This is a genomic window from Mycolicibacterium chlorophenolicum (assembly GCF_001044235.1).
In the GTDB taxonomy this organism is placed as follows: domain Bacteria; phylum Actinomycetota; class Actinomycetes; order Mycobacteriales; family Mycobacteriaceae; genus Mycobacterium; species Mycobacterium chlorophenolicum.
The window spans coordinates 536935-561308 of record NZ_JYNL01000064.1; the positions used below are offsets into that span (position 1 = coordinate 536935).

Consider the following 24374-nt stretch of genomic DNA (forward strand, 5'->3'; position numbering starts at 1 on the left):
GTGACCGCCACCCTCGACGTTCCCGAGCAGAACCCCGACCTGGTGCTCGACCAGAGCGCCGACGACTACTGGAACCACTACCAGCTGACCTTCGCGCTGTACAGCGTCAGCGACCGCGCGATCCCCTCGGCCTTCGACGGTCTCAAGCCCGGCCAGCGGCGGTTGCTCTACCAGATGCACGACTCGAGGCTGCTGCCCGGGAACAAGCCGCAGAAGTCCTCGAAGGTCTGCTCGGCGGTCACCGGCAATCTGCACCCGCACGGCGGCGCGTCCATGTACGGCGCCGCCGCGCTGATGGCCGCAGACTTCCAGCGCGTGAAAGTCATTGACGGACAAGGTGCATTCCCCCGTATTCAGGGTGACATCCCGGCAGCCGACCGCTACACCGAGATGCGGTTGTCGGCGCCTGGTGCCGCACTGACCGCCGAGCTCAACGACCACGCCGTGCCGATGGTCCCGACGTTCGACGGCGAATGGGTCGAGCCGACCGTGCTGCCCGCGCAGTGGCCCGTCCTGCTCTGCAACGGCGCGGTCGGCATCGCCGAAGGTTGGGCCACCAAGGTGCCTGCGCACAACCCGCGGGAGATCATGGCCGCCTGCCGGGCGCTGCTGAAGACCCCGAACATGACCGACGACCGATTGCTCAAGCTGATTCCCGGGCCCGACTGGGGGTGCGGAGCATCCGTAGTTGGCACCGCCGGACTGCGCGAGTACATCACCACCGGTCGAGGCGCGTTCACGGTCCGCGGCACGGTGTCGGTCGAGGGCAAGAACTGCATCATCACCGAGCTTCCGCCCGGGGTGGCGAGCAACACTGTGCAGGAACGGATCCGGGCCCTGGTCGAGTCCGGCGAGATGGCGGGCGTGGCCGACATGTCCGACCTCACCGACCGGCGCAACGGGCTGCGGATCGTGGTCACCGCCAAACGCGGACACAGCGCCGAGACCATCCGTGACCAGCTGCTCGCCCTGACGCCGCTGGAGTCCACGTTCGCTGCCAGCCTGGTCGCGCTGGACGAGGATCGGGTGCCCCGCTGGTGGTCGGTGCGCGAACTGATCGCCGCGTTCCTGCACCTGCGCGACTCGGTGGTGTTGCGGCGCAGCGAGTATCGCTTGGAGAAGGTCACCGCGCGGCGCCACCTGGTGGCCGGCCTGATGACGATCCACCTGGACATCGACGCCGCGGTCGCGGTGATCCGCGGCTCCGACACCGTCGACGACGCCCGTCAGGGCCTCAAGGAGCGGTTCGGCATCGACACCGAACAGGCCGATTACGTTCTGGCACTTCAACTTCGCCGATTGACCAAGCTCGACGTCATCGAACTGCAGGCCGAAGCCGAAAAGCTCGACGCCGAGTTCGCACAGCTCACCGAACTGGTGTCGAATCCCGATGCGCGCCGGAAGGTGATCGACCAGGAACTGGTGGAGACCGCCAAACTGTTCAAGGGCGCGGAGTTCGACCGCCGCACCGTCCTGGACTTCGAGGCCACGCCGACGGTGTCCGGCTCGGACGAGGACGGCGCCCGCGAGCGCAAGACCAACCCCGCCTGGCGCCTCGATGACCGGGGGGTGTTCTCCGACAGCCACGGCGACCTGCTCACCTCGGGTCTGGGTTGGGCGGTCTGGACCGACGGCCGGGTGAAGTTCACCAACGGTAACGGTCTGCCGTTCAAGATCCGCGACATCCCGGTGGCGCCCGACATCACCGGACTGGTCCGGTCGGGGGTCCTCGCACCCGGATCCCATCTGGCGTTGGTGACGCGACGCGGCAAGGTGCTGCGGATCGATCCTGCCGCGGTGAATCCGCAGGGCGCGGCCGGCAACGGCGTCGCCGGCGTCAAGCTGGCCGGCGATGACGATGAGGTGATCGCCGCCCTGCCGCTGACGTGCCAGAACGGTGAAGCGCTCCTGTCGATCTCCGGGAAGGCCTGGAAGGTCACCGACGTCGCCGACATCCCGGTCAAGGGCCGGGGCGGCGCCGGCGTCGGCTTCCATCCGTTCGTCGCCGGAGAGGACGCGCTGCTGGCCGCGGCGGTGTCGGCGACCGGATACGTGCGCGGCACGAAGGCAGTGCGCGCGGAGAAACGCGCCAAAGCCTCCATCAAGGGGTCCGGGGCAGACGTGACACCGGCTGGTTAGGCGCGGCGGCGGTCAGCCACGACCCTGCCGTGCAGGGGACGGTGATCGTCAAGGTCACGTCCCAGGGCTCACGTCACATCCAGCTCGGCGGTCTGATCGAATTCGCCAAGTCGACCAGTGTGTAACGGTGACGCCTGCGCGGCGAATGGCGCGCGAGCTCCCGAAGTGCCGCCTCGGTACCTAGGCGCAATCCCTCTTCGTCGAACGCCTGCCCGAGGATCGGGGTGTTGGTAGCGGGGGTCTCGCCGGCACGAAGCCAATCGAGAGCGGCCCCTAGCACGATCGCACGCACCTGCAGCACTCGCGGCTCCGTCGCGGACAGCCCGCCGACACGCTTCGCCGCATCGCGCAGATCGGCTTCGGTGATGTCGGCGACAGGTTTCCCGTCGAGCAGCATCAACACCGCTGTCAGCTGAGCTTCGCCGTAGTGGCGCGACGTCAACGGGACTTCGTCGAGCACATCGATGGCAAGAGCACGATCGCCACGAGCGGCACGTTGACGAGCCAACCCGAACGCTGCACTCACCATGGAATGGTCAGTGCGCCACAGCGTCCGGTAGTACTGCTCGCACCATTGCCGCAACGGTTCGGCGTTCCCCGCGTCTTCCGTTTCGAGCATCAGCTCGGCCGTGGCAGCCGACGCCATCTTGGGCGCGGCTTCGCCGGGTACTGCGGCGATCACCCGTTGGAAACACTTCAGCGCTACCTGCAGATCTCCGTCCAGAGCGGCGATTCCGTCGTCCCAGTCGATCCGCCAATCACTTTCCGGGTCGTCGGTCGGGACGGGGGTGGGCAGTGCGCGGGCGACATCACGGGCGCCAAGCCGAGTGATGTGCATGCGGCCGTCGACCAAGACATCGGTTCGATGCGGCGCAAGATCCGCTCCGAATTCGCAGCCGTGCATGGTGAAGAGGACAGACGTTCCCGGGTGCGGCACACCGGTCTGCTCCGCGAGAACTTCACGCAGCACTCCCCTGCATTGGGTGGCCATCTCCTCTGCGGACGAGAACCGTTGAACTGGACGAGGATTCGTTGCACGCACCAGCAACCGGTAAAACGATTCATGACGTTGGAAGACGGGCACGTCGTCGCGGTCGGGCAGCGTCTCGGAATATCGGCTGTCGGACATATCGACGGTCAGTTGAGCCAGCGTTCGGCCGACCGTATAGATATCGGTCGCCACGGTCGGGCCGGTTCGCACGATCTCGGGCGCCTGAAATCCCCTGGTGCCATAAATGTATCCGCAGTCTCCGATACCCGATACCGCTCCCATGTCGATCAACTCGACGTTGTCCTCGGTGAGCATGATGTTCTCGGGCTTCAGATCGTTGTAGACAAGCCCCAGTGAATGGAGGTAGGACAGCGCAGGCATGACGTCGAGCAGATATCCCAGTGCCTCCTCCACCGGCATCATCGGCTTGTCCTGGCGCTGAGGCATTTCCGCGCGCTGCGTGGCCAGAAGCGACTGCAGCGTCGTGCCGCCGATGTACTCCATCACGATGTAGCCGACGGGGCGGCCATCGAAACCCGGGTGTTCGACGAAATTGTAGATCTTGACGATGCTGGGATGGTTGACCATGGCCAGGAATTGGCGTTCGGCAACGGCGATCGCCTGCGCCTGCGATCCGCTCGGCGCAAGCAAACCCTTGAGTACCACCCACCGATCGCTGACGTTGCGATCGATCGCCAGATAGATCCAGCCGACGCCGCCGTGGGCGATGCAGCCTTGGACCTCGTACTGATCCGCCACCACCTCGCCGGCTTCGAGATGTGGTGTGAAAGAGAACACGGCGCCGCAGTGGGGGCATACCCCTTCGCTGGCCCCGGGTAGCCCGCCGGAGGTGCGCCCCACCGGGTGACCGCAGCTGCTGCATTCCCTTTTCGCTTCGGCCAGAACTGGATTCGTGAGGATCGCACTGGCAGGCTCGATGTCCTGGCGAATCGGGATCTCGACCATGCCGCCGCCGATCCGCCGGCGACCCGTGCGCAGTCGCGGGCGGGTCGGCTCGACCCTGGCCGGCTCTGATTCGGTGACCAGAACGGCGCGCGTTCCCTCGATCCGTTCCATGTCAATCCCGATACTTCGGTTCCGGGGGTGTCGGCGGGGGGCCGAGCGCGGTGAGCCATTTCCGGTACAGCGCCACCCAGGTCCCGTCGCCTCGGATTCGGTTGAGGCTGGCGTTGACCGCCCGCACCAGGTCGTCCTGGGACTTGTTCATTCCGATGCCGTACGGCTCGGATTCCAGAGGCGGTCCGACGATCTCCAGATTGGGATCCTGGGCCACCATGCCCGCAAGAAGGACATCGTCGGTGCTGGCCGCGTCCGCCTGACCCTGCTGGAGCGCAACCAGGCAATCGTCCATGTTCGGAACACCGAGAATGGTCGCCGCCGGTGCGACCCGGGCGACGGTGGCGATGGATGTCGTCGCCAGCCCGGAGCAGATCCGTTTGCCTGCCAGATCGGCCGGTTCCCGCACCGGCGAACCTCGTGGCACCAACAGCCGTTGGCTGCCTTCGAAGTACACCGTGGAGAAGGCGATCTGCTCGGCACGTGGACAGGTGATCGTCGTCGCTTTCGTCAGGATGTCCACGGTCTCGTTCTGCACCGCGGGAATGCGGTCGGGCTCCGCAACCAGACGGAAATCGGCTTTGGCGGGATCGCCGACGAGGTCCCTGACGACCTCGCGGGACAGGTCGACGAGGAACCCCTCCAATTCGCCGGTGATCGGATCGCGGAAGCTGAGCGGATTGCTGTTCTGGTCGATGCCGACGACCACTCGGCCGCGCCGCCGGAGCGCATCGACTGTGGGCTCGGGTTCAGAGGACGGGCGCAAACTCGCAGTGGCATCGCAACTCTCGACTGCGGCGCCGGACACGGACGGCGCCACCTCGGCCCCGCTGGGCATCGGCAGCGTGGTGAGCGAGGCGGCCACGTCGGTCAGGGGCCGCACCGTGGCGCAGCTGCCGACCAGCACCGAGACCACGACCAGGACAGCTGCGATCGTACGCATCAGTGGTACTCACTCAGTCGTGGCGCGATGCCGGCGGCCACCGCCAGCGCCGCCAACACGGTTATCGCCGCCGCGCCGAACGGAAGGAGGTTCAGCGCGGTGTAGGCCCGCGAGATTCCGTCGCGCTGCCGTTCGCGCAGTTGGGTGATCTCGTCCCGTAGCGCCGTGTCCAATTGCGTGAACTGGACGGTTGAATGCTGTGGCGCGTCATCCTGCGCGATCGCCACTGCGCCGCCGTAGTCACCGTCTGCCAGCTTGCTTCGGATCGCCTGATGCGACTGCATCCAGCCATCTAGTGGCTCGGCCGCCCGGTCGACTCTGTGCTCGTCGAGCAGCCACCCGATCTGTGCGGTGCGCTCCTCGAATCTCATGTCGGACATCGAGTCGGAGCCCCGCTTGAGCAACCCGAGGATCTCTTCCGCGCGGGCCTGCTGGGCGAGAATCCGTGCTTTCACCACCGTGTTCATCGGCTCACCGCCCTGCATCAGCGCATTGCCGGCGGCATGCGCAGACGCCAGCCCCGCCACCGTCAACCACACCACCAACACCGCCATCAACGCCGACGCGAGCAGCAATCCGGAGTTCAACCGACGGTGACTGCGCCGGGCAAGCCTCACCTGGGAGAGCACCAGCAACACGAGCACGAGGACACCCATTGCGATCATGACGTGGGGCGGGCCGATGGAGCGCTCCGAGGTGGTGACGGCATCGGACTGGCTCGCATACAACTGTCCGGCGGCCGGCAGGATGCCCTGCTGCATCAACGCCGATGATTCGTTGAGGTACGCGACTCCGATCGGGTTACCCGCTCTGTTGCCGGCCTGAGCGGTCGCCACGATCGCTGTGTACACCGACAGTTGATTGGAGACGTCAGTCAGCATCCGCAGCGAGTGCACATCATCGGGGGACACGCCATTCGAAGCGGTGACCAAGCCGGCAGACGCTTGTCCGACGGCGGCGTCGTACCGGGCGCGAACGTCGCGGGGCGCGACGCCACCGGACAGGAACCCGGTGGCCGCGCTCGCGTTCGCGAACGAGAGGGCGCTGTAGATTCGTTGAGCTGCGTCCGCCAGCGGTTCGGTGCGCGATCGCAGTGTCTCGAGCTGGCCTTGCCGGTCGTACACCGTCTTCGACGTGGCCGCGCCGACCCCCAGCAGCGCAACCACCAGGACCACGGCCAGCAACGCCATCCGGCCCGGTGTTGCTCTGAGAAAGTCGAGGACCGGCCGGTCTGCCTCCTCGTCGTCGACGAGCAGGGACTCGTCGAGTGTGCGCAGCCGCTGCTGCGCCAGCCGACTCCCGCCCACGTGACATCACCTCACCGCACGTTGGGCCTGGACGCCTCCGTCCAGTACCGATGGATCGCACGCTAGCCCTTGCGAGCGGATTCCGAAGGTGGTTGCCCGTAGCCGACGGCTGCCCGGATTCAAGGCGCCAGCTGCGCCGCGAGATAGGGCGCCGTGCGGCTCACCGTATCGGCGGCGACCACTGCCGGCGCGCCTGCCACCACGACCGCACCGCCCTCGTCCCCGCCGCCGGGTCCGAGGTCGATGACGTGATCGGCCCTGGCCACCACCGCCATGTCGTGTTCGGCCACCACGACGGTGTTCCCGGCGTCGACGAGGCGGTGCAGCTGACGTTCCAGGAGCTCGACGTCGGCCGGGTGCAGCCCCGTGGTCGGCTCGTCGAGGACATAGAGGGTGTGGCCCCGTTTGGCCCGCTGCAACTCGGTCGCCAACTTGATGCGTTGCGCCTCCCCGCCGGACAGTTCGGTCGCCGGTTGCCCCAGCCGCAGATACCCGAGCCCGACGTCGCGCAGCGTCGCCAAACTCCGTGCGGCGCTGGGCAGATCGCTCAGGAAGTCGGCGGCCTCGTCGACGGTCTGGGCCAGCACATCGGCGATCGTGCAACCGCGGTAGGTGACCTCGAGGGTCTCGTCCGAGTAGCGGGCCCCGCGACATGACGGACAGGTGGCGTAGGTGCCCGGCAGAAACAACAGTTCGACCGCCACGAAACCCTCGCCCTGGCACGTGGGGCAGCGACCCTCGGCGACGTTGAACGAGAAACGGCCGGCGCTCCAGCCTCGCCGACGGGCTTCGGCGGTGCCGGCGAACGCCTTACGGACTGCGTCGAACAGCCCGGTGTAGGTCGCCAGGTTCGACCGCGGAGTGCGTCCGATCGGCCGCTGGTCCACGGTGACGAGACGGTCGATCACCTTGGCGCCCTCGACGGTCACCCCCACACTGGAGTCGACGTCGATGTCGAGGAGTTCGACATCACCGTCGGCCCCGGTGTCGTCGGGTTCGGAGGGGTTCCCCAACTGTCGGGCCATCACATCGCCGAGCACCTTGCAGACCAGCGTCGACTTGCCCGATCCCGACACCCCGGTGACGGCGACGAACGCCCCCAACGGGATGTCGACGTCGACATCGTGCAGGTTGTGGAACGTGATGCCGCGCAACCGCATCACGCCGATCGCCGTCCGGGCGGGTCGCTGGGCCGGCGGCTCGTCGGCGAACAGGAACCGTCGGGTCACCGAGGATTCGATCTCCGCGAGGCCGGCCACCGGCCCGCTGTAGAGCACGTCGCCGCCCAGCTCACCGGCGCCGGGACCCACATCCACGATCCAGTCGGCGCGGCGCACCACATCCATGTCGTGCTCGACCACGAACAGCGAGTTCCCGGCGCGCCGAAGCCGGTCCAGCACGTCGAGCAGCGGTTCGGCATCGGCCGGATGGAGACCTGCCGACGGCTCGTCCAGTACGTACAGGACGCCGAACAGCCCGGCCCGTAACTGGGTGGCCAGCCGCAGGCGCTGCAGTTCGCCGGGCGACACCGTCGGTATGCGGCGGTTCAGGCTCAGGTATCCGAGCCCCAGGTCGACCAGCACGGCGATCCGGGCGACCAGGTCGGACGCGATCATGGTGGCCACTTCGGTGAATTCGCCGGACTCGGTGGATTCGTAAGCCGCGGCGAACTCCGTCCTGATCGCCGCCGGCGACAGAACCTCGGTCAGGGCCGTCAGCGGCAGGGCCGTCAGCTCGGCGATGGTGCGGCCGGCGAAGGTCACCGCGAGCGCTTCGGGTCGCAGCCCGGAGCCACCGCAGACGGGGCACTCGGTGCTGTGCACGAACTGCAGCACCCGGCGTCGCATCGCCGCGCTCTGCGAGTTCGCCAGTGTGTGGCGGACGTGGCGTTCGGCGCTGGAGAAGGTGCCGTTGTAGTAGTAGTCAGCGGTGACCGGATGTTGGCTCGGATCGATCTCGACGGTGGGCTGATCCTCGGTGAACAGAATCCAATCTCGCTGCCGCTTGGGCAATTTGCGCCACGGCTTGTCGATGTCATAGCCGAGCGTGATCAGGATGTCGCGCAGATTCTGCCCCTGCCAGGCTCCGGGCCAGGCCGCCACCGCGCCGTCGCGGATGGTCAGCGACGGGTCGGGCACCAGCGTCTGCTCGGTCACCTTGTGGACGCGTCCGAGGCCGTGGCATTCCGGGCACGCACCGATGGTGGTGTTCGGCGAGAACGCATCGGAGTCCAGCCGCACGGTGGCACCGGGCGGAAAGGTTCCGGCGCGGGAGAACAGCATGCGCAGCAGATTCGACAGCGTGGTGACGGTACCGACGGTCGACCTCGACGTCGCGGAGCCGCGGCGCTGTTGCAGCGCGACCGCCGGCGGCAACCCGGTGATGTCGTCGACCTTCGGCGCGTCCTGAGGCAGCAGTAATCGGCGGGCATACGGTGCGACCGACTCGAAGTAGCGGCGCTGGGCCTCGGCATAGATGGTGCCGAACGCCAGCGAGGACTTACCGGATCCCGACACCCCCGTGAACACCACGAAGGAGTCGCGGGGGGCGGCGACGTCCACGGTCTTCAAATTGTGCACACGCGATGCGTAGACGCGCAGATAGGGATCGGGTTCGTGTGTGCCTGGTCCCCTACCGCCGTCCATCTGACCCATTGTGGAGGACCGGCGAGTCCGATCCCGGTTAACCTACCCGGATGCCGTCGACGCCTCTTCCCGTGGTCTTGGCCACGCTCGCCCTGCGGCGCAGACTCAAACAGCTGGCCGACATGCTGGTGCCGCCCCAGATCGCGATGCTCGATCTCGGTGAGGGCGTCGGCGGCGTCCAGGTCGCCGCCGCCATCGCCGAGCTGGGCATCGCCGACGTGCTGGCCGGCGGGCCGATGACCGCGCCGCAGATCGCAGCCCGGATCGACTGCGATGAGGACACCACGTATCGCCTGCTGCGCGGCGCCGTCGCGTGCGGTCTGTGCACGATCGATCGCCGGACGGGGGCGGCGAAGCTGACGCGGATGGGTGCGGTGCTGCGCACCGACCACCCCGCGTCACTGCGGGCCTGGATGCGCTACAAGGGGATGCGGTCGACGGTCGATGCCTGGGGTGGCCTGGCCGCCAGTGTGCGCAGCGGCCGCAGCGCCTTCGAGATCGTGCACGGTATGTCGGTGTGGGAGTGGTACGCCGCGCATCCCGAGGAGCAACGCGTGTTCGCGGCGACGATGCGCCAGGCGACCGAGATCAGTGCCCGCGCCATCGCGCGGGTCTACCCGTGGCCGGACGGCGCGGTGGTGTGCGACGTCGCCGGCGGGATCGGCACGCTGCTGTCGGTGATCGTGGCCGAGGCCGGTGCGGACGTGCGCGGCGTCCTGGTCGACAGTGCGGGGATGATCGCCGAGGCCCGCGGACTCCTCGCCGAGCGCGGGGTCGCCGACCGCGTCGACTGCGTCGAGGGCGACATCTTCCGCGCCGTCGACACCACGGCCGACGTCTACCTGCTCAAGGACGTGCTGCACGACTGGGACGACGAACGCTGCGCGAAGATCCTCAACGCGGTGGCGGCGACCATGCCTCGTGGCAGCAGGCTCGTGGTGATCGAGTACCTCCAGCCGCCTCACCGGCCGAACGCGTTCTCCCCGCTGCTGGACCTGCACACGTTGACCCAACGCGACGGCGGACGTCTGCGCTCCGCGGCCGAACTGTCCGACCTGCTGACCGGCGCGGGCCTGCGGCCCACCGGCCGGACGTTCTCGGTCGTCCCGCACGACCTCATCGAGGCGGAGAAGATCTGACGGGTCGTCCCCCGGGTAGCACGTCTCACCGGCCCGCACAAGGTCCCCCGGGTCGTCGTTTCCCGGCCCGGCGGACGATTCGGTCCCGCCACGCACACTGAAGGCTGACAGGGTGCTTTCCCCTTCGATGACGCGCCGGCAGTTGCTCGTCGGCCTCACCGCGGCTCCTCTCGCGATGAGCCTGGCCTGCTCCCGCGATCAGCGCGTTCCACCGTCGACGCGTCCCCTGCCGATTCCCCCGCTGGCGGACTCCACCGTCGACGCCGACGGCTTCCGCATCTTCACACTGCGCGCCATGGCCGGCCAGACCGAAATGGTGACCGGAGTGCGCACCGACACCTGGGGCTTCAATGGCTCGATCCTGGGTCCGACTCTGCGCGCACGGCGCGGTGAGTCCGTGGCGGTGCGCGTCGAGAACACGCTCGCCGAGCCCACCACCGTGCACTGGCACGGAATGCACGTACCCGCCGCGGCCGACGGCGGACCCCATCAGATGGTGCCGGCCGGCGGATCCTGGGAGCCGCGCTGGCAGATCAGGCAGCCGGCAGCGACGCTCTGGTATCACCCCCATCCGCACGGCGCCACCGAAAAGCACGTCTATCGCGGACTCGCCGGACTCTTCATCGTCGACGACGACCCACAGGTCGACCTCCCGCACGAGTACGGAGTCGACGACATACCGTTGATCATCCAGGATCGCCGCTTCACGGGAGCCGGTGCGCTGGACGAGTCCGACCCGACGGACATCGGCCTGCTGGGCGACACCCTCGTGACCAATGGCATTGCGGGAGCGCATCTCACCGTGCACACGGAGCGTGTGCGACTGCGCATCCTGAACGGTTCCGGGGCCCGGCTGTACAACCTCGGATTCAGCGACACCCGGGTCTTCCACATCGTCGGCAGCGACGGCGGGCTCCTCGCCGAGCCGGTACCCGCGAGCCGGATCCAGTTGAGTCCGGGCGAACGGGCCGAGATCGTCGTCGCACTTCGTGCCGGGGAGCGCATACCACTGCGATCGTTTCCTCTGGAGAATCGAGCGGGCCTCGCGGCCGACGAAGCCGGCCGCTTCGGCGTCGACGACACCTTCACCGTCGTGGACCTGATCGCCGAGCAGAGCCTGCGCTCCAGCGCGAGGCTGCCTGCGTCCCTGGCCACGCTGCCGCCGCTGCGCGGGGCAACGGCCGCCGTGCAACGGCAGTTCGACCTGCAGTGGTTCATGATCAATCGACGACGAATGGACATGGACCGCATCGACTTTCATGCGATCGTCGACACCGACGAGGTCTGGACCGTCCGCAATGTGGACAACTGGCCACACAACTTTCACGTCCACGACACGCAGTTCCGCATCATCGACATCGACGGTGAACCGCCGCCGGCGCACCTGGCCGGCTTCAAGGACACGGTCTACACCCCACCGGGACAACGGATCCGGCTCGCGGTGCGATTCGCGGACTACACCGATCCCCGCGCGCCGTACATGTATCACTGTCATCTGACGATGCACGAGGACCGCGGCATGATGGGCCAGTTCCTGGTGCTCGGTCCGCAGGAGCGGGCCGCCGAGCAGCCGGGGACGGCCACACACGATCACGCCATGAGCTGATATCCGTGCACCGCGAGTTGCACACGATTCTGTGCGCCGAGCTTGGCCGCCGCATTCGACACATGGGTTTTGACAGTCGTGACGCCGAGGTGAAGTGCGACGGCGATGTCCTGATTGGACAGACCCTGAACGACCAGGCGGAGTACATCCCGCTCGCGTGCAGTCAACGGGACGGCCGTGGTCACGTCCCGGGGCGCGCCCACCTCGACGGCCCGGGATACCAACCGCTGCAGCAGATGCGGAGAAAGGACGAAGTCGCCGACCGCGATGCGCCGTATCGCTCCCACCAACTCGGCGGGACCGGTGTCCTTGACCAGGAAGCCCGCGGCGCCCGCGGCCAGCGCGGGATACAGGTGGTCGTCATCGTCGAATGTGGTGAGCACGAGGACCTTCGCCACTGCGCGAGCAGCCATCACCTGGCTGGTGGCGATGACGCCGTCGACACCGGGCATCCTCAGATCCATCAAGATGACGTCCGGCTGGAGTTCGGCAGCCAGTCGGACAGCCTGAGCCCCGTCCGCCGCCTCGCCGACCACGTCGATATCGTCAGCAGCTTCACACAGCATCCGTAGACCCGCCCGGACCAGACGCTGGTCATCCGCGATCAGGACGCTGGTAGCCATGCCCGTACCTGCCAGCCTCGATCACGACGTCCGACGGCCAATCTGCCGCCCGCCGTCGCGATGCGCTCGGACATGCCGACGACACCGAGGCCACCCCGCTGGTCACCGATCCCGGTGCTGTCGACACGAACTTCCACCCCGCCGTCGGAACGGGCGATCACGACACGCACCGGACCACCCGGATCGGCGTGCTTCATCACGTTGGTGAGCGATTCCTGCGTCACCCGCAGCAGCGTCAGCCGCGCCATCGCGTCCAATTCGACTGTCCCCCGGTCGATATCGACATCGACACGGAAACCCGCCGCGCGGGTGCGCTGGACGGCGGCCTCGACTTCACGCCACAGTGCCTCGGGCTCCACCATGGCCACTTCGTACAACGCCGGATCACGCAGCGCCGCTTGCCAACGGCGGATGTCGGCGAGTGAGTCCGCGGCGGTGCGGTGTACGTCCTCGAGGACCTCGGCGATCCGCGGATCCGCGTCCCCGCCGATCACGTGTTCGGCAACGCTGGTGCGCAGCACGATGGCCGCCATGTGGTGAGCGACGAGATCGTGCAACTCCCGCGCCATCGCCGTGCGTTCCTGCGCCCGGACCTCAGCCTCCGCGGCCACTTTGACCTGCCGCAGTCCGCGCAGGTACAGACCGAGCAAGACCGGTATCGCGAAAGCCGCGAGAACGACGGTGATGTCGGCGGCTCCCCAGCGCTGTGCGTGGTCGTCGAGGGCGACCCCGAGGACCAGCGCTGCCAGCCACGCGGCCGCTGCGGTGACCACGAGGCGGTTGCGATCGGTCCGGGCAATCAGCTCCGCCAGTGCCACCGCCCCCAGGTAGGGCACCAGGCCCGACAGGCCCCACGCCTGGGCAGCGAACATCGGTACGGCCAGAGCGGACAACGCCAGCGTCACCGGAAACGGCCACCGCTCACCCAGCAGGAAGATCGCGGCGGCCGAGCACGCCAACGCCCAATACTGAACCGACACCCGGAACTCGCCAGGAAAAGTGCTCGCCACCAGGAGCACCGGTGTCAGCAGCAGCGGTGCGCTCCGGAGCACGAGGGGCCGCACGCGATCAGGCTATCCCGGCCCGTGTCGGTCGCCGCCACACTGAACCCGGCGAGGCCGGACGATCGATCAGCCGCGGGGCGTCGTCGTGATGTGGACGTGGTCGTAGTGGCCGTAACCGGAGGCCTGCGGGCCGGCCGGCGTGGAGTAGGTCCCCCGCCAGATCACATCCTGCAGGCCGAATCGACCCGCATTGGCCAACGCAAACGCGCGAATCTGATCGCCGAGCGCGATGCCCTCGGGGCTGTCGGGGTTCGGGATCATGATATCGATCGCCAGACCGCGGGGATGCCACGGCTTGGAGTCCGGCCGGACTCCGTCGATGGTGGCGATCTGGGGAAACTGCCGGCTGACGGCCCGGGCCACCAGAACTGTGTTGGGCTGTAGCCCGGCCTCGTTCGCCACGCCGACCGGCAGTGCCTCGGGGATGTCGGCGAGGGCGGGCGCGGGCGGCGGAGCCAGGTCCCCGGGCGGCACGCCGGGCATCGCAACGATCGCCGGGTCCTGCGGGGGCAGCGCAGCCGGTGGCGCAGGCGCGTCGACGATCGCCTGCTGTCGCGGTGTCAACGCCGCGTACTGCGCCTCAGCTGCCGAGATCTGGCGCAGGAGGTCCTGCCACTTGGCCTGGAGCTCGGCCCGGACCGCGGCGGCCCGCTCGGCCGCGGCGCGTGCGTCGGCGGCCGAGCGCTCCGAAGCCTGCGCGGCGGTGGCCGCACGCTCTCGCGTCGCCCGGTAGGCCTTCATCTGGTCCGCCGTGGTAGCGCCCACCATCCGCTGCAGCGACAGCCGGTCGATGAGGTGCTGCGGCGAGACCGCCGTGAGCACCGCGACCATCTGACTGTCGCCGCCACTCATGTAGTCCATCGCCGCCACCCGGTCGACGGCTGCCTGAAACGGCTGGAGCTGAGCATTCGCGATGTCCAGAGCCGCCAGGTCGGCGCGATGACGGTCGGCCGCCGCGACCTGCTCCGCCTGTGTGGCGTCGGCGTCGCGCTGGGCCGCGGTGACGGCCTCGCGGCTCTGCACAGCCTGTTGGGACAGCTCGTTGAGCCGGGCCAGCGCGTCGTCGGCGGGATCCGCCTGAACGTCGCCGATCGCCGCGGCGGCCACCACGATGGCGACCCCGAGACCACTTACCGTGCGTCGAAGGCAGTGGCGAACGCCCGTCACGCGGATGGTCACGATCCCTCTTCCATGGACCGACCCTGGCCCCGATGTCGATGTCCCGGGAAAGGCTACGAACTGCGGCCGGCGATGTCTACCCGAGGTGGCGTGATCGCCGACCCTCGGGAGATCCGGCTCAGTTGATGATCTCGCCGCCGTCGTCGGAGAGGAGCACGGAGAGTCGCTCCCGCCATGTCTGCAGCTCCTCGGGTGTCAGGCGAGTCCACTCGCTGATCTCCCGGACGACCCGCACAGGGGCCGTGCTGCGGTAGGACCTCGTCGGGTTGCCGGGAAACTTCTTGTCGGTCACGTTCGGATCGTTCTCGTACTCCCCGGTGGGTTCGACTTCGTACACCCTCGGCGGGGCCGCGCCCCCGGCGAGTTCTGCGGCGATCTCCGCGGCGAGGCCCGCTCCGTCGACACGAGCAGTGAAGTAGATGTGGTTCATCACGATCTCGGGACGGTAATTCGAACGACGGCCCGCGGTGAGGAACTCACCCACGCTCACGTCGGCGATCGTGCCGTGGAAGAACGGACCTTTCTCAAGCTCTTGCAACACCAAAACCCTTCGTCCGACCTGCTGGAACGAGACAGCATGCAGCACCACCGGGGTCTTGCCGCAAGCCCCCCACTCGCTCGTATCCTGGACTGGGAGGCCCGATCAGACTCCCTGCCGCGCGGCCGCAGCCGCATCCAGCAGCACGTCGGCCAAGCGGGCCGCCGCCGGGGTCAGCCTGTCCGCCGGAGGCGCCGCGAGATAGACCTGCCAGAGCATCGGAACGGCCAGGTCGACGGTGCGCAGGTCACCGAATCTCCCCGCTTCCGATACCGGCATGAAGGTGACTCCGAGGCCGGCGCGGACCAGCGCGGCGATCTCTGCGAACCCGGCCGGAACTTCGTACAGCGTGCGCGGCTGCACCCCTGCGGCGTGAAAGGCGTCGTCGACCAGGCGGCGCAGGCCGAACCCCGGCGGGAATCCGACCAGGTCGTCGTCGGCGACATCACCGAGACTCACCGCGCCACGGGCGGTCAGCGGATGATCCCCACGACAGACGAACACCATCGGCTCCTCGAACAGCAGGCGCATCTCGAGTTGAGGCGGAAAGCGTTCGGGCACCGAGATCAGCGCGACGTCCAGCGACCCCTCCACCAGGGCGGACAGATAGGTCGAGGCCCCCGACTGACTCAACCGCAACCGCAGCCGCACGAACGGGTGCTCGCGGTGGAAATCACCGAGTGCGCCGGCCACATCCATCGGCCCGTAGGAGATCAGAGATCCGAATTCCACTGTGCCTGAAAGGGTTCCACGATACTCGGCGACCGATTCGGCAGCGTTGCGACTGACCCGGAGGACCTCGTAGGCATGGGTCCGGAAGCGCTCGCCCGCCGCGGTGAGGCGGATCTGCTGTCGGGTCCGGTCGAACAGTTCGACGCCGAGTTCGCGCTCCAGTTTCGCGACGGATGTCGACAGCGCCGACTGCACCACGTGCGCCCGTTCGGCGGCGCGGGTGAAGCTCAGTTCACTGGCGACGGCGACGAAGTGCTCGATCTGACGCAGCTCCACCCGCGCACTCTATCTCTTCTGTAGATGCTTCCTATCTAAAACAATCGTTGGACGCGAAGACTCGTCTCGAGTGTCATGGAGGCATGCCCCTCACTCGACGCGACTTCGGACTGCTCGCCACGATGGCCGGCGCCATCTCCGCGGCGGGCTGCGCATCGACGCCGGCCCAGGCCGGCCCGCCGGCCGGGCCGGCACACCCGCTCGGTCCGGTGGCTCAGATCGACGCGGGCGACCTCAACGTCGGCTACACCGAAGCGGGGCCACCGGATGGGCGGCCCGTCATCCTGCTCCACGGCTGGCCGTACGACATCCACAGCTACGCCGATGCCTCGGCGATTCTGGCCGCGCAGGGTTTCCGGGTGATCGTGCCGTATCTGCGCGGCTTCGGGTCGACGACGTTCCGGTCCGCTGAAACGATGCGTAACGGGCAGCAAGCCGCGCTCGCGCACGACACCGTCGCGCTGATGGATGCCCTCGGCATTCGCAGCGCGATCCTCGGCGGATACGACTGGGGCGGGCGGACCGCCAACAACGTGGCAGCGCTGTGGCCGCAACGGGTTTCAGGCCTGGTGGCGGTCGGTGGTTACCTCACGGTCGATCTGGCCGCCAACCTCGAACCGCTGCCGCCGCAGGCCGAGTACGGCTGGTGGTACCAGTACTACTTCGCCACCCCACGCGGCGAGGCGGGGTACCGCCGGCACACCAAGGACTTCAACCGGCTCATCTGGACCAACGCGTCCCCGCTGTGGCACTTCGACGACGCCACCTACGACCTGAGCGCTGCGGCGTTCGACAACCCCGACCACGTCGACATCGTGATCCACAACTACCGCTGGCGACTCAGCCTCGCACCCGGCGAGAGCCGCTACGACGCCGACGAGAAGCTCCTGGCGACTCGGCCGGCGATCACGATTCCGACGATCACGATCAGCAGCGACTTCGACGGGAAAGCCAAGGACGGCAGCGCGTACCGATCGCACTACACGGGCCCCTACCAACACCGCGTGCTCGACGGCATCGGGCACAACGTGCCGCAGGAGGCACCCCAGCAGTTCGCGTCGGCGATCGCCGACGTCGCCACACACATCAACTGACGAAACGGATGACACTCATGAGCACACCAAGCCTCACTGGGCGCACCGCCCTGGTCACGGGCTCCACCTCCGGTCTGGGCGCCGGTATCGCTGTCGCCCTTGCCCGCGCCGGCGCCCACGTCGTGGTGACCGGGCGGACCCGGTCGCGCGGCGAGCAGGTGGTCACGCAGATCGAATCACAAGGTGGGCGTGCGGTTTTCGTCCCGGTGGACTTCTCGACTGGGCCGGAAGCCGTCAGCGAACTCGCGGCCGCCGCAACGGACGCCGCAGGTGGCCGGCTCGACATCCTGATCAACAACGTCGCCACCCTCGTTCAGCCGGCACCGACAGCGGACGTCACCGCCGAAGAGATCACCGCCGCGTTCGGCGTCAGCGTGATCACTCCCTTCCTGCTGACCGGTCTCCTCGCGCCGGCGATGGCGCAGCGCGGTGACGGTGCGATCGTCAACATCGGCTCCATCAGTGGGATCAACGGCGCGGCGGGGTCGGCGCTCTACGGCGCCACCAAGGCCAGCGTGCACATGCTGACCAAAGCCTGGGCCGCCGAGTACGGGCCGTCGGGAGTGCGCGTGAACGCCGTGGCACCGGGTCCCATCTCCACCGAACGCAACGAGGAGTTCGCCGACGGCATCGCGCCGATCCTGGAGCGGGTCCCATCGCACCGGATGAGCACGGTCGACGAAGTCGCCAGTGTCGTCGCGTTTCTCGCCGGTCCCGAAGCCGGCAACGTCCACGGCGCCATCTGGAGCGTCGACGGCGGAACGACGGCGATCTGACATGCCCACCGTCCACCTCCAGATGACATCGCGCCTGAGCGCTCCGGACCTGATGTCCGTGCTGACCGACTTCTCCGCCGCCCGGCCCGTGACATGGCCGACCATCGACGCCGACCACTTCCACGTCCACGCCCTCGGCGACAGCTGGGCCGAGGTCACCGAGGGAACCGCGGCTGCGTGGGAGCGGGCCCGCTATGAATGGGACACCCGCCGGGGACGGGTCACCGTCACCACTCACGAGTCCAAGGTGTTCGGCCCCGGCGGCGGCTGGATCTTCCAGCTGACCCCGCAGACGTCGGGGACCCGCGTCGACATCGAACTCACCCGCAACCCTTCGATTTTCGGGCGCCGGCTCCTGGCGGCGCTGCTACCGGTGGTCGCCCGACGGTCCCTGCGCAGGTCGTTCGCCGTTGCCCTGCAGGCGCAGTGATGTCAGTACTGTCCCGCCCCGCCGTCGCCGATGTGCTGGCGCGGTTGTTCGCCGCCACGGTGAATCCCGCACCGAAACCCGCGGTGCGATTCACCGAGATTCCGGGCCGCACGTCAACGGTGTCGATCCCCACCCGGTACGGCGCCGTCGACGCCACGATCTACCACCCGCCGAACGACGACGAGCGGCCGCCGGTGTACCTCAATCTTCATGGGGGCGGCTTCGTGGTCGGCCACCCCGAACAGGACGATCCGTGGTGCCGGTACCTCGCCGCCCGCGCCGGCGTCAGCGTCGTCAACCCCGACTACGTGCTGGCCCCCAGACACCGGTTTCCCGCAGCGCCGCAGCAGATTTACGACATCGCCTGGTGGGTCGCCGACGGTGACCGCACCTGGGACGGCACCAGGTTGTGCGTGGGCGGACAGAGCGCCGGCGGGAACCTGGCCGCCGCCACTGCCCGTCAGGCACTGGAGAACGGCGGCCCGGACATCGCCCTGCAGGTGCTCTTCTACGCGCCGTTGGATCTGGTCACGGCCACGCGGGACAAGCCGTCGACGATCGGTGCTCGAGCCGTGATGAAGCCGTGGATGGGAGAGGTCTTCGACACCGCCTACATCCCCGATCCCGCGTCACGGCGCGACCGGCTGGCCTCACCGGCGCACGACGACGCGCACCTGGCCGGCATCGCACCGACCCTGGTGATCACCGCCGAACACGACCGGCTCCGCGACGAGGCTCGCCGCTACGCCGAAAAGCTCGATGCCGCAGGCGCGTTGGCCGAGTACTACGAGGCTCCCGGCGTCGACCACGGGTACAACATCATGAGCTCGGCGACCGACATCACCCGCGCGACCTACGACCGGATCTGCGGCCACGTCCAGCGCGTCACCACGAACGGCGAGTAGCCGCCTCCGGTCGCCCCGTGAGGGCCAGACGCAGCGACGTGGACCGCGACGACACCAGAGACGTCGCCGACAGCGGCCGGAACACGGTGGTGACCGGTGCCACCGACGTACCGATGACCACACCGGTGGCGGGACCCACCGGGGTCGCGATGGACACCGCCGCACCCGGCTCGCCGTAGATCCCGGCGCACCCGCTCCCCTCGCACGCACCCGTCGACGAATCGATGCGGCCCGCGAAGACGTCGTTGATCCATCCGGCGATGAGAGTCTGGGCAGCCGACTTGTTCTGCTCGGTCGGGAACCCTTGGTTGAGGTACGAGATGAGCTGGATGGCCCGGCTCCCACCCTGCATGGAGTCCAGGTGCTGCCCGTTGTCGAGAACCACGCCGTTGAAGTGGCCGGGCCGGTGCGCGTTGAGCGCCTCGTCGACGCGCCGGGGCGAGCCGTCCTCCCTGGGCGCCCCGAGCTCGATCACCGGGATGTAGGTGCCGAGGCCGTCGAGCTTGTCGAGCGCATCCGCCAGCACCGATCCGGGCGGAGCGCCGTCGAGCGTGATGACACCGGCCAGCTGGTTGACCGCGCCGCCGGCGATCACCGCTTCGGCGTAGTAGCCGGCGGTGCCTGCGACGACTCCCGCTCCCAGCGAATGCCCGACCAGGGTGAACCGATCCGGTAGCGCAGCGTCGGCGCCGTACCTCTTGGCGAAGCCGGCGGCCACGGCGCTGGCGGTCAGGGCGTCCCGATCCCCGACCAGCAGGGCGGCGGTGGCGCGGTACACCTGATCGTCTCCGAGCCAGAAACCGTCACGCACATAGGGATTCGACGACAGCGTCGGGACGACGACGATGCTGTTGGTGCGCTCGGCCAGCCAGGATGCGGTGTAGCTGTACATCGGGCCGACACCGCGATAACCGTGCTGCAGGTAGATGAACCGCGCCGGCAGTTCGTCGCCGTCGGGGTAGTACCAGTCGGCGCGGACGAAGCGCCCTTCGGTGATCTCCAGCCTGGAGCTGCGAACCGTGACGTTGACGCCCGGCGGCACCACCGGCGGGCCGGCGACGAACCGGATGGCCGCCCCGATGAGCTCCGTCACCAGCGACTGGATGACCTCCTGCAGCGTGCGCGGCTCGGGTGCCGCCGCTGCCGTCGGGGCGGCGAACGCGGCCGACACGCGTTTCGCCGCAACGGTGTTGGTGGCCGCGAGGGGTCGAGCCGGGGTGCTCGGTGGCGCGCTCTGTTCGGCGCCGGTGCCCTCGGGGCTTGCCGGCCGGGGGTCGACCGACTCCGGTTCGCCGGGGTCGTCCTGTTCAGTCAGCTCGGGGGCGTCGTCCTCGACCGCCTGCTCGTCATCGGAATTCGAGTCGGTCGCCGCGTCGTGATCACGGTCAGAAGGGGAGTCGGTGTCGGCGCCGGTCTGGTTGTCGTCGCCGGCGTCCGTGTCGGCGTCTGAGTCGACATCCTCGTCGGATGCGTCGGGAGCCTCGTCGACATCCGCGTCGTCGGCCTCCTCGGTGTCGGTGTCGACGTCGGTGTCGGCATCGGTGTCGGTGTCGGTGTCGGTGTCGGTGTCCTCGGTCGTACTCGACGTCTCCGCGCTGCCGCTCTCACCATCCGCGTTGTCTGACGCGCGCGGACCACGATCAACGGTGTCGGACGCACTGGCGGTAGCGCCCGCCGTGTCGGACCCGGTATCAGCGGCCGCGGAATCGGCCCCGGTAATCAACGCAGCCGACACACCCGCGGCCACCACACCTGCACCCATCCACGCTGACAGTTGCGCCATTCATCTCCCCAACCTCGATATTGACGACTGCGTCATGACAGCCGTCAACAAACTAGAACAGGTTTCACAGCGAATAGACAGATTCGATGATCTGGTCATTTTTGTGTCACGGCCCGCTGGGGGTCAGTGGTGCAGCACTCGGCGGATCTGCCGATCGGTGGGCGGCGGTACGTCGACGGGGATATCGGGCGAGACGAGACCCGCCAACCACAGCGCGACCAATCGAGCGCTTGCGCGCGGAGCGTCCTCGACGGTCCGGTGGATGAGACCGGCGTTGGCGATCAAGAGCACTGCGAGGTCGGCGGGCGACGCGTCGACGCGCACCATGCCGCTGCGTACCGCGTGCGTGAACACCGCAGTGATGGCGCGGTGGTGACGAGCACGAAGGCTTTCGACGTGTGGCGACAACGGCCGTAGCGATGCCAGCAGATCGGCCAATCCCCGGTTCGTGGCCTGCAGGGCGCAGGTGGAAACGACGCAGTCGCGCAACGCGCTCACCGGATCGTCGGCCCGCGCAGCGTCTTCGGCGATGATGCAGTACCGCTCGAGATGGCCCGAGTAGACGGCCGAGAGAAGCACTTCCCGGCTGGGAAAGTGCCGATACAACGTCGCGTTGCCGATCCCGGCGCGCCGGGCGATCTCGTTGAGCGAGACGTCCACACCGTGCTCGGCGTAGACAGCCTCGGCGGCCGCGAGCGCAGCAGCCCGGTTGCGTTGGGCGTCAGCACGCACCCTTGACCCTCCGTGATCGTCACGCGGAATATCTGGGGATGGTTCCCCGTTTGATCCTACCGTCGAGATAGATGGGGGAGGTTCCCCGAAGGAGAGGCGGTCCTCGTGAAGGCAGTGGTGGTCACTCGTTACGGAGGCCCGGAGGTTCTTCACCAGGTCGATGTCGCCGAGCCACACGCCGGCCCAGGCCGAATACGCATCAGGGTGCACGCCGCCACCGTCAACCCCGCCGACGTTCTGCTGCGGGTCGGTGACATCGACGAGGCGTTGCGCGCCAGCACGCTGTCACCGCCGTACCGTCCCGGCATGGAGGTCGCCGGGGTGGTCGACGAGATCGGCCCCCGCACATCCACCGACCTCGGCATCGGAGACCGGGTCATGGCGATCGTGATGCCGATCGACGACTCCGGCGGCGCGTACGCCGAGTATGTGGTCGTCGACGCAGACCAGGTCGCCGCCGCGCCGGCCGGAAGCAGTCACGCCGAGGCGGCCACCGTTCCGATGAACGGGCTCACCGCCCGTCGGGCGCTCGACGTGTTGAACCTGGCACCGGGTGAGACCCTCGCTGTCACCGGCGCCGCGGGCGCGGTCGGCGGCTATGCCGTTCAACTCGCCAAGGCCGACGGGCTCCGGGTGATCGCCGATGCCGCACCCTCCGATGAGCAGCTCGTCTCAGCCCTCGGTGCCGACGAGATCGTTGCGCGCGGACCCGCTGTGGGAGAACGCATTCGGCGACGGCACCCCGACGGGGTGGCGGCGGTCGTCGATGCCGCACTGCAGGGTGACGAGGTGTTGCCCGCGCTGCGCGACGGCGCTCAGCTCGCCATCGTTCGCCGTCCCGGCGAGCGCGGCACCTCGACGCTGCACCCTGAGCGCGGCATCGTGATCCGCGACGTATGGGTGCCCGACTACACCCATGCGACCGACAGGCTCCGCAGCCTCCGAGTGCTCGCCGAGCAGGGGAAGATCACCATGCGTGTGGCCAGGATCTTCCCGGCAGCGGAGGCCGCCGCGGCGCACCGCGCCCTCGAACAGGGCGGCGTTCGTGGCCGGCTCGTCCTCACATTCGACGGCAACGAGGCGACGATCTAGATGACAGCCATCGGAGTCGGCATCATCGGTGCCAGCCCGGGCACCGGATGGGCTGCTGCCGCCCATGTTCCGGCGTTGCAGGCCCTGCCGCAGTACATGCTTCGCGCGGTCGCGACCAGCCGAGCAGGATCAGCCCGGCTCGCTTCTGCCGTGTGGAACGTCGATGCGTTCGACGACGCGGTGCGGTTACATCGACTGGTCGACCGGATAGCCCGCGGTGCATCCACCACCGGGGCGAAGATGACAGCAGATCTCGAGGAGACACCATGCGCGCTGCAGTCCTGACCGCTTACAACACCCCGCTCGAGATCCGCGATGTTCCCGACCCCACGCCCGGCCGCGGCGAAGTCCTGGTTCGAGTCATGGCCAGTGGGGTGAACCCGCTCGACACCAAGATCCGCCGAGGCATGGCCGCACACGCGAAGATGGCGCCGCCGGCGATTCTCGGCATCGACATGGCCGGGGTGGTGGAAGCCGTAGGTGAACAGGTTCACCAGGTTCAGGTCGGGGACGAAGTGTTCGGTATGACCGGCGGTGTCGGTGGCATCGCGGGGTCACTGGCCGAACTGGCCGCAGTCGATGCGCGCTTGATCGCTCGCAAGCCCGAAGCACTGTCCATGGAGCAGGCCGCGGCCATCCCGCTGGGTTTCGTCACGTCCTGGGAGGGACTCGTCGATCGCGCGGATGTGACTGCCGGGGAACAGGTGCTGATCCACGGCGGAGCCGGCGGGGTCGGATTCCTCGCGGTACAACTCGCCCTCGCTCGAGGCGCACACGTGTTCGCGACCGGGGGGCCGGCGAGCCAGCAGGTGATCCGCCAGGTCGGGGCGACGGCCATCGATTACACGACGAGCGGCGTAGAAGAGTACGTCGATGAGTACACGAGCGGAGAAGGCTTCGACGTCGTCGTCGACAACGTCGGCGGCGCCACCCTCGACGCGTCGTTCGCCGCCGTCAAGCGCTACACCGGCCACGTTGTCAGCGCATTGGGCTGGGGCACCCACAGCTTGGCTCCCCTGTCCTTCCGTGGCGCCACCTACTCAGGCGTCTTCACGTTGCTGCCGCTGTTGACCGGCCGCGGGCGTGAGCACCACGGCCACATCATGTCTCAGGCCGCCGCACTCGCCGACCACGGCGGGCTCGCCCCCCGCCTGCACTCGACGACCTTCCCGCTCGACGAGGTCAATCACGCCTACGAAATCATCGAGAACGCCACCGCCACCGGGAAAGTGACCGTGCTGCCTCACCTCTAGCCCAGACGGAGGTGCGCTTCAACCCTGGGGCGGTTCGGCAGCCGGTACTG

The 24374-nt window shown here is 68.2% G+C and carries 21 protein-coding genes; 10 read left to right on the forward strand and 11 right to left on the reverse strand.

From position 1 onward, the window contains the following. Window positions 1–2139: a DNA gyrase subunit A gene (locus MCHLDSM_RS24920; protein ID WP_048472449.1), complete on the forward strand. Its 2139-nt coding sequence runs from the start codon at window positions 1–3 to the stop codon at window positions 2137–2139. Window positions 2140–2212: 73 nt separating this feature from the next. Here MCHLDSM_RS24920 and MCHLDSM_RS24925 read toward each other — a convergent pair whose 3' ends face one another. From MCHLDSM_RS24925 to MCHLDSM_RS24940, 4 genes are all read right to left on the reverse strand, one after another. Then, complete coding sequence (locus MCHLDSM_RS24925; RefSeq protein ID WP_048472450.1) at window positions 2213–4207, reverse strand: serine/threonine-protein kinase; 1995 nt, start codon at window positions 4205–4207, stop codon at window positions 2213–2215. 1 nt (window position 4208) lies between these two features. Next, the gene (locus MCHLDSM_RS24930) at window positions 4209–5150 is read right to left on the reverse strand and encodes a glutamate ABC transporter substrate-binding protein (protein ID WP_048472451.1); all 942 of its coding nucleotides are present in this window, start codon (window positions 5148–5150) and stop codon (window positions 4209–4211) included. After that, entirely contained in the window at window positions 5150–6457 is a 1308-nt protein-coding gene (locus tag MCHLDSM_RS24935; RefSeq protein ID WP_048472452.1) for a GlnX family signal transduction membrane protein, read from the reverse strand. Before MCHLDSM_RS24935 ends, MCHLDSM_RS24930 begins: the two co-directional genes overlap by 1 nt. Before the next feature lie 119 nt (window positions 6458–6576). Then, window positions 6577–9102 (reverse strand): excinuclease ABC subunit UvrA, encoded by a 2526-nt coding sequence (locus MCHLDSM_RS24940; RefSeq protein WP_109788952.1) that lies wholly within the window; start codon window positions 9100–9102, stop codon window positions 6577–6579. Between the two features lie 50 nt (window positions 9103–9152). Here MCHLDSM_RS24940 and MCHLDSM_RS24945 point away from each other — a divergent pair, with 50 nt between their 5' ends. Both MCHLDSM_RS24945 and MCHLDSM_RS24950 read left to right on the forward strand, forming a co-directional pair. Next, on the forward strand, window positions 9153–10241 hold the full coding sequence (locus tag MCHLDSM_RS24945; protein ID WP_082169066.1) for a methyltransferase: 1089 nt from the start codon (window positions 9153–9155) through the stop codon (window positions 10239–10241). Between the two features lie 127 nt (window positions 10242–10368). Continuing rightward, window positions 10369–11847: a multicopper oxidase family protein gene (locus MCHLDSM_RS24950; protein ID WP_048472455.1), complete on the forward strand. Its 1479-nt coding sequence runs from the start codon at window positions 10369–10371 to the stop codon at window positions 11845–11847. On the opposite strand, the gene MCHLDSM_RS24955 is transcribed toward MCHLDSM_RS24950, so the two are convergent. The 5 genes from MCHLDSM_RS24955 to MCHLDSM_RS24975 form a co-directional block, all read right to left on the reverse strand. Beyond that, a complete protein-coding gene (locus tag MCHLDSM_RS24955) occupies window positions 11832–12470 on the reverse strand; it encodes a response regulator (RefSeq protein ID WP_048472456.1) in 639 nt (212 codons plus the stop codon). The two genes, MCHLDSM_RS24950 and MCHLDSM_RS24955, sit on opposite strands and share 16 nt — an antisense overlap. Further along, the gene (locus MCHLDSM_RS24960) at window positions 12452–13534 is read right to left on the reverse strand and encodes a sensor histidine kinase (RefSeq protein ID WP_048472457.1); all 1083 of its coding nucleotides are present in this window, start codon (window positions 13532–13534) and stop codon (window positions 12452–12454) included. Before MCHLDSM_RS24960 ends, MCHLDSM_RS24955 begins: the two co-directional genes overlap by 19 nt. Window positions 13535–13600: 66 nt before the next feature. Beyond that, window positions 13601–14701 (reverse strand): coiled-coil domain-containing protein, encoded by a 1101-nt coding sequence (locus MCHLDSM_RS24965; protein WP_048472961.1) that lies wholly within the window; start codon window positions 14699–14701, stop codon window positions 13601–13603. Between the two features lie 130 nt (window positions 14702–14831). Further along, on the reverse strand, window positions 14832–15251 hold the full coding sequence (gene arr / locus MCHLDSM_RS24970) for an NAD(+)--rifampin ADP-ribosyltransferase (protein WP_407661906.1): 420 nt from the start codon (window positions 15249–15251) through the stop codon (window positions 14832–14834). A 105-nt stretch (window positions 15252–15356) separates the two neighbouring features. Continuing rightward, the gene (locus MCHLDSM_RS24975; protein WP_048472459.1) at window positions 15357–16259 is read right to left on the reverse strand and encodes a LysR family transcriptional regulator; all 903 of its coding nucleotides are present in this window, start codon (window positions 16257–16259) and stop codon (window positions 15357–15359) included. An 83-nt stretch (window positions 16260–16342) separates the two neighbouring features. Here MCHLDSM_RS24975 and MCHLDSM_RS24980 point away from each other — a divergent pair, with 83 nt between their 5' ends. The 4 genes from MCHLDSM_RS24980 (at window position 16343) to MCHLDSM_RS24995 (ending at window position 19464) form a co-directional block, all read left to right on the forward strand. Further along, entirely contained in the window at window positions 16343–17353 is a 1011-nt protein-coding gene (locus MCHLDSM_RS24980) for an alpha/beta fold hydrolase (protein WP_048472460.1), read from the forward strand. A gap of 17 nt (window positions 17354–17370) precedes the next feature. Beyond that, window positions 17371–18129 carry an SDR family NAD(P)-dependent oxidoreductase gene (locus MCHLDSM_RS24985; protein WP_407661907.1) on the forward strand — a complete coding sequence of 253 codons (759 nt, stop codon included), beginning with the start codon at window positions 17371–17373 and terminating at the stop codon, window positions 18127–18129. A gap of 22 nt (window positions 18130–18151) precedes the next feature. Continuing rightward, window positions 18152–18559: a hypothetical protein gene (locus MCHLDSM_RS24990; RefSeq protein ID WP_234714179.1), complete on the forward strand. Its 408-nt coding sequence runs from the start codon at window positions 18152–18154 to the stop codon at window positions 18557–18559. A gap of 83 nt (window positions 18560–18642) precedes the next feature. After that, on the forward strand, window positions 18643–19464 hold the full coding sequence (locus MCHLDSM_RS24995) for an alpha/beta hydrolase (RefSeq protein WP_048472962.1): 822 nt from the start codon (window positions 18643–18645) through the stop codon (window positions 19462–19464). On the opposite strand, the gene MCHLDSM_RS25000 is transcribed toward MCHLDSM_RS24995, so the two are convergent. Next, window positions 19445–21247, reverse strand: a complete 1803-nt coding sequence (locus tag MCHLDSM_RS25000; protein ID WP_048472463.1) for an alpha/beta hydrolase — start codon at window positions 21245–21247, stop codon at window positions 19445–19447. The genes MCHLDSM_RS24995 and MCHLDSM_RS25000 overlap by 20 nt on opposite strands. A gap of 123 nt (window positions 21248–21370) precedes the next feature. Continuing rightward, complete coding sequence (locus MCHLDSM_RS25005; RefSeq protein ID WP_158023740.1) at window positions 21371–21979, reverse strand: TetR/AcrR family transcriptional regulator; 609 nt, start codon at window positions 21977–21979, stop codon at window positions 21371–21373. Between the two features lie 105 nt (window positions 21980–22084). Here MCHLDSM_RS25005 and MCHLDSM_RS25010 point away from each other — a divergent pair, with 105 nt between their 5' ends. From MCHLDSM_RS25010 to MCHLDSM_RS25020, 3 genes are read left to right on the forward strand one after another with little or no spacing between them, the layout of a single operon-like run. After that, window positions 22085–23071: an NADP-dependent oxidoreductase gene (locus MCHLDSM_RS25010; RefSeq protein ID WP_048472464.1), complete on the forward strand. Its 987-nt coding sequence runs from the start codon at window positions 22085–22087 to the stop codon at window positions 23069–23071. Next, window positions 23072–23356 carry a hypothetical protein gene (locus tag MCHLDSM_RS25015; RefSeq protein ID WP_048472465.1) on the forward strand — a complete coding sequence of 95 codons (285 nt, stop codon included), beginning with the start codon at window positions 23072–23074 and terminating at the stop codon, window positions 23354–23356. It begins immediately after the preceding gene. Beyond that, the gene (locus MCHLDSM_RS25020; protein WP_048472466.1) at window positions 23338–24324 is read left to right on the forward strand and encodes a zinc-dependent alcohol dehydrogenase family protein; all 987 of its coding nucleotides are present in this window, start codon (window positions 23338–23340) and stop codon (window positions 24322–24324) included. The genes MCHLDSM_RS25015 and MCHLDSM_RS25020 overlap by 19 nt, the downstream gene beginning before the upstream one ends. Window positions 24325–24374: the final 50 nt, after the last annotated feature.

What these genes read in the sequence shown, in the direction of transcription:
- MCHLDSM_RS24925 (WP_048472450.1), bottom strand. Translation starts at nt 4,207, where the DNA reads ATGGAACGGATCGAGGGAACGCGCGCCGTTCTGGTCACCGAATCAGAG.
- MCHLDSM_RS24930 (WP_048472451.1), bottom strand. Translation starts at nt 5,150, where the DNA reads ATGCGTACGATCGCAGCTGTCCTGGTCGTGGTCTCGGTGCTGGTCGGC.
- MCHLDSM_RS24940 (WP_109788952.1), bottom strand. Translation starts at nt 9,102, where the DNA reads ATGGACGGCGGTAGGGGACCAGGCACACACGAACCCGATCCCTATCTG.
- MCHLDSM_RS24945 (WP_082169066.1), top strand. Translation starts at nt 9,153, where the DNA reads ATGCCGTCGACGCCTCTTCCCGTGGTCTTGGCCACGCTCGCCCTGCGG.
- MCHLDSM_RS24950 (WP_048472455.1), top strand. Translation starts at nt 10,369, where the DNA reads ATGACGCGCCGGCAGTTGCTCGTCGGCCTCACCGCGGCTCCTCTCGCG.
- MCHLDSM_RS24955 (WP_048472456.1), bottom strand. Translation starts at nt 12,470, where the DNA reads ATGGCTACCAGCGTCCTGATCGCGGATGACCAGCGTCTGGTCCGGGCG.
- MCHLDSM_RS24980 (WP_048472460.1), top strand. Translation starts at nt 16,343, where the DNA reads ATGCCCCTCACTCGACGCGACTTCGGACTGCTCGCCACGATGGCCGGC.
- MCHLDSM_RS24985 (WP_407661907.1), top strand. Translation starts at nt 17,371, where the DNA reads ATGAGCACACCAAGCCTCACTGGGCGCACCGCCCTGGTCACGGGCTCC.
- MCHLDSM_RS24990 (WP_234714179.1), top strand. Translation starts at nt 18,152, where the DNA reads ATGACATCGCGCCTGAGCGCTCCGGACCTGATGTCCGTGCTGACCGAC.
- MCHLDSM_RS25000 (WP_048472463.1), bottom strand. Translation starts at nt 21,247, where the DNA reads ATGGCGCAACTGTCAGCGTGGATGGGTGCAGGTGTGGTGGCCGCGGGT.
- MCHLDSM_RS25015 (WP_048472465.1), top strand. Translation starts at nt 23,072, where the DNA reads ATGACAGCCATCGGAGTCGGCATCATCGGTGCCAGCCCGGGCACCGGA.
- MCHLDSM_RS25020 (WP_048472466.1), top strand. Translation starts at nt 23,338, where the DNA reads ATGCGCGCTGCAGTCCTGACCGCTTACAACACCCCGCTCGAGATCCGC.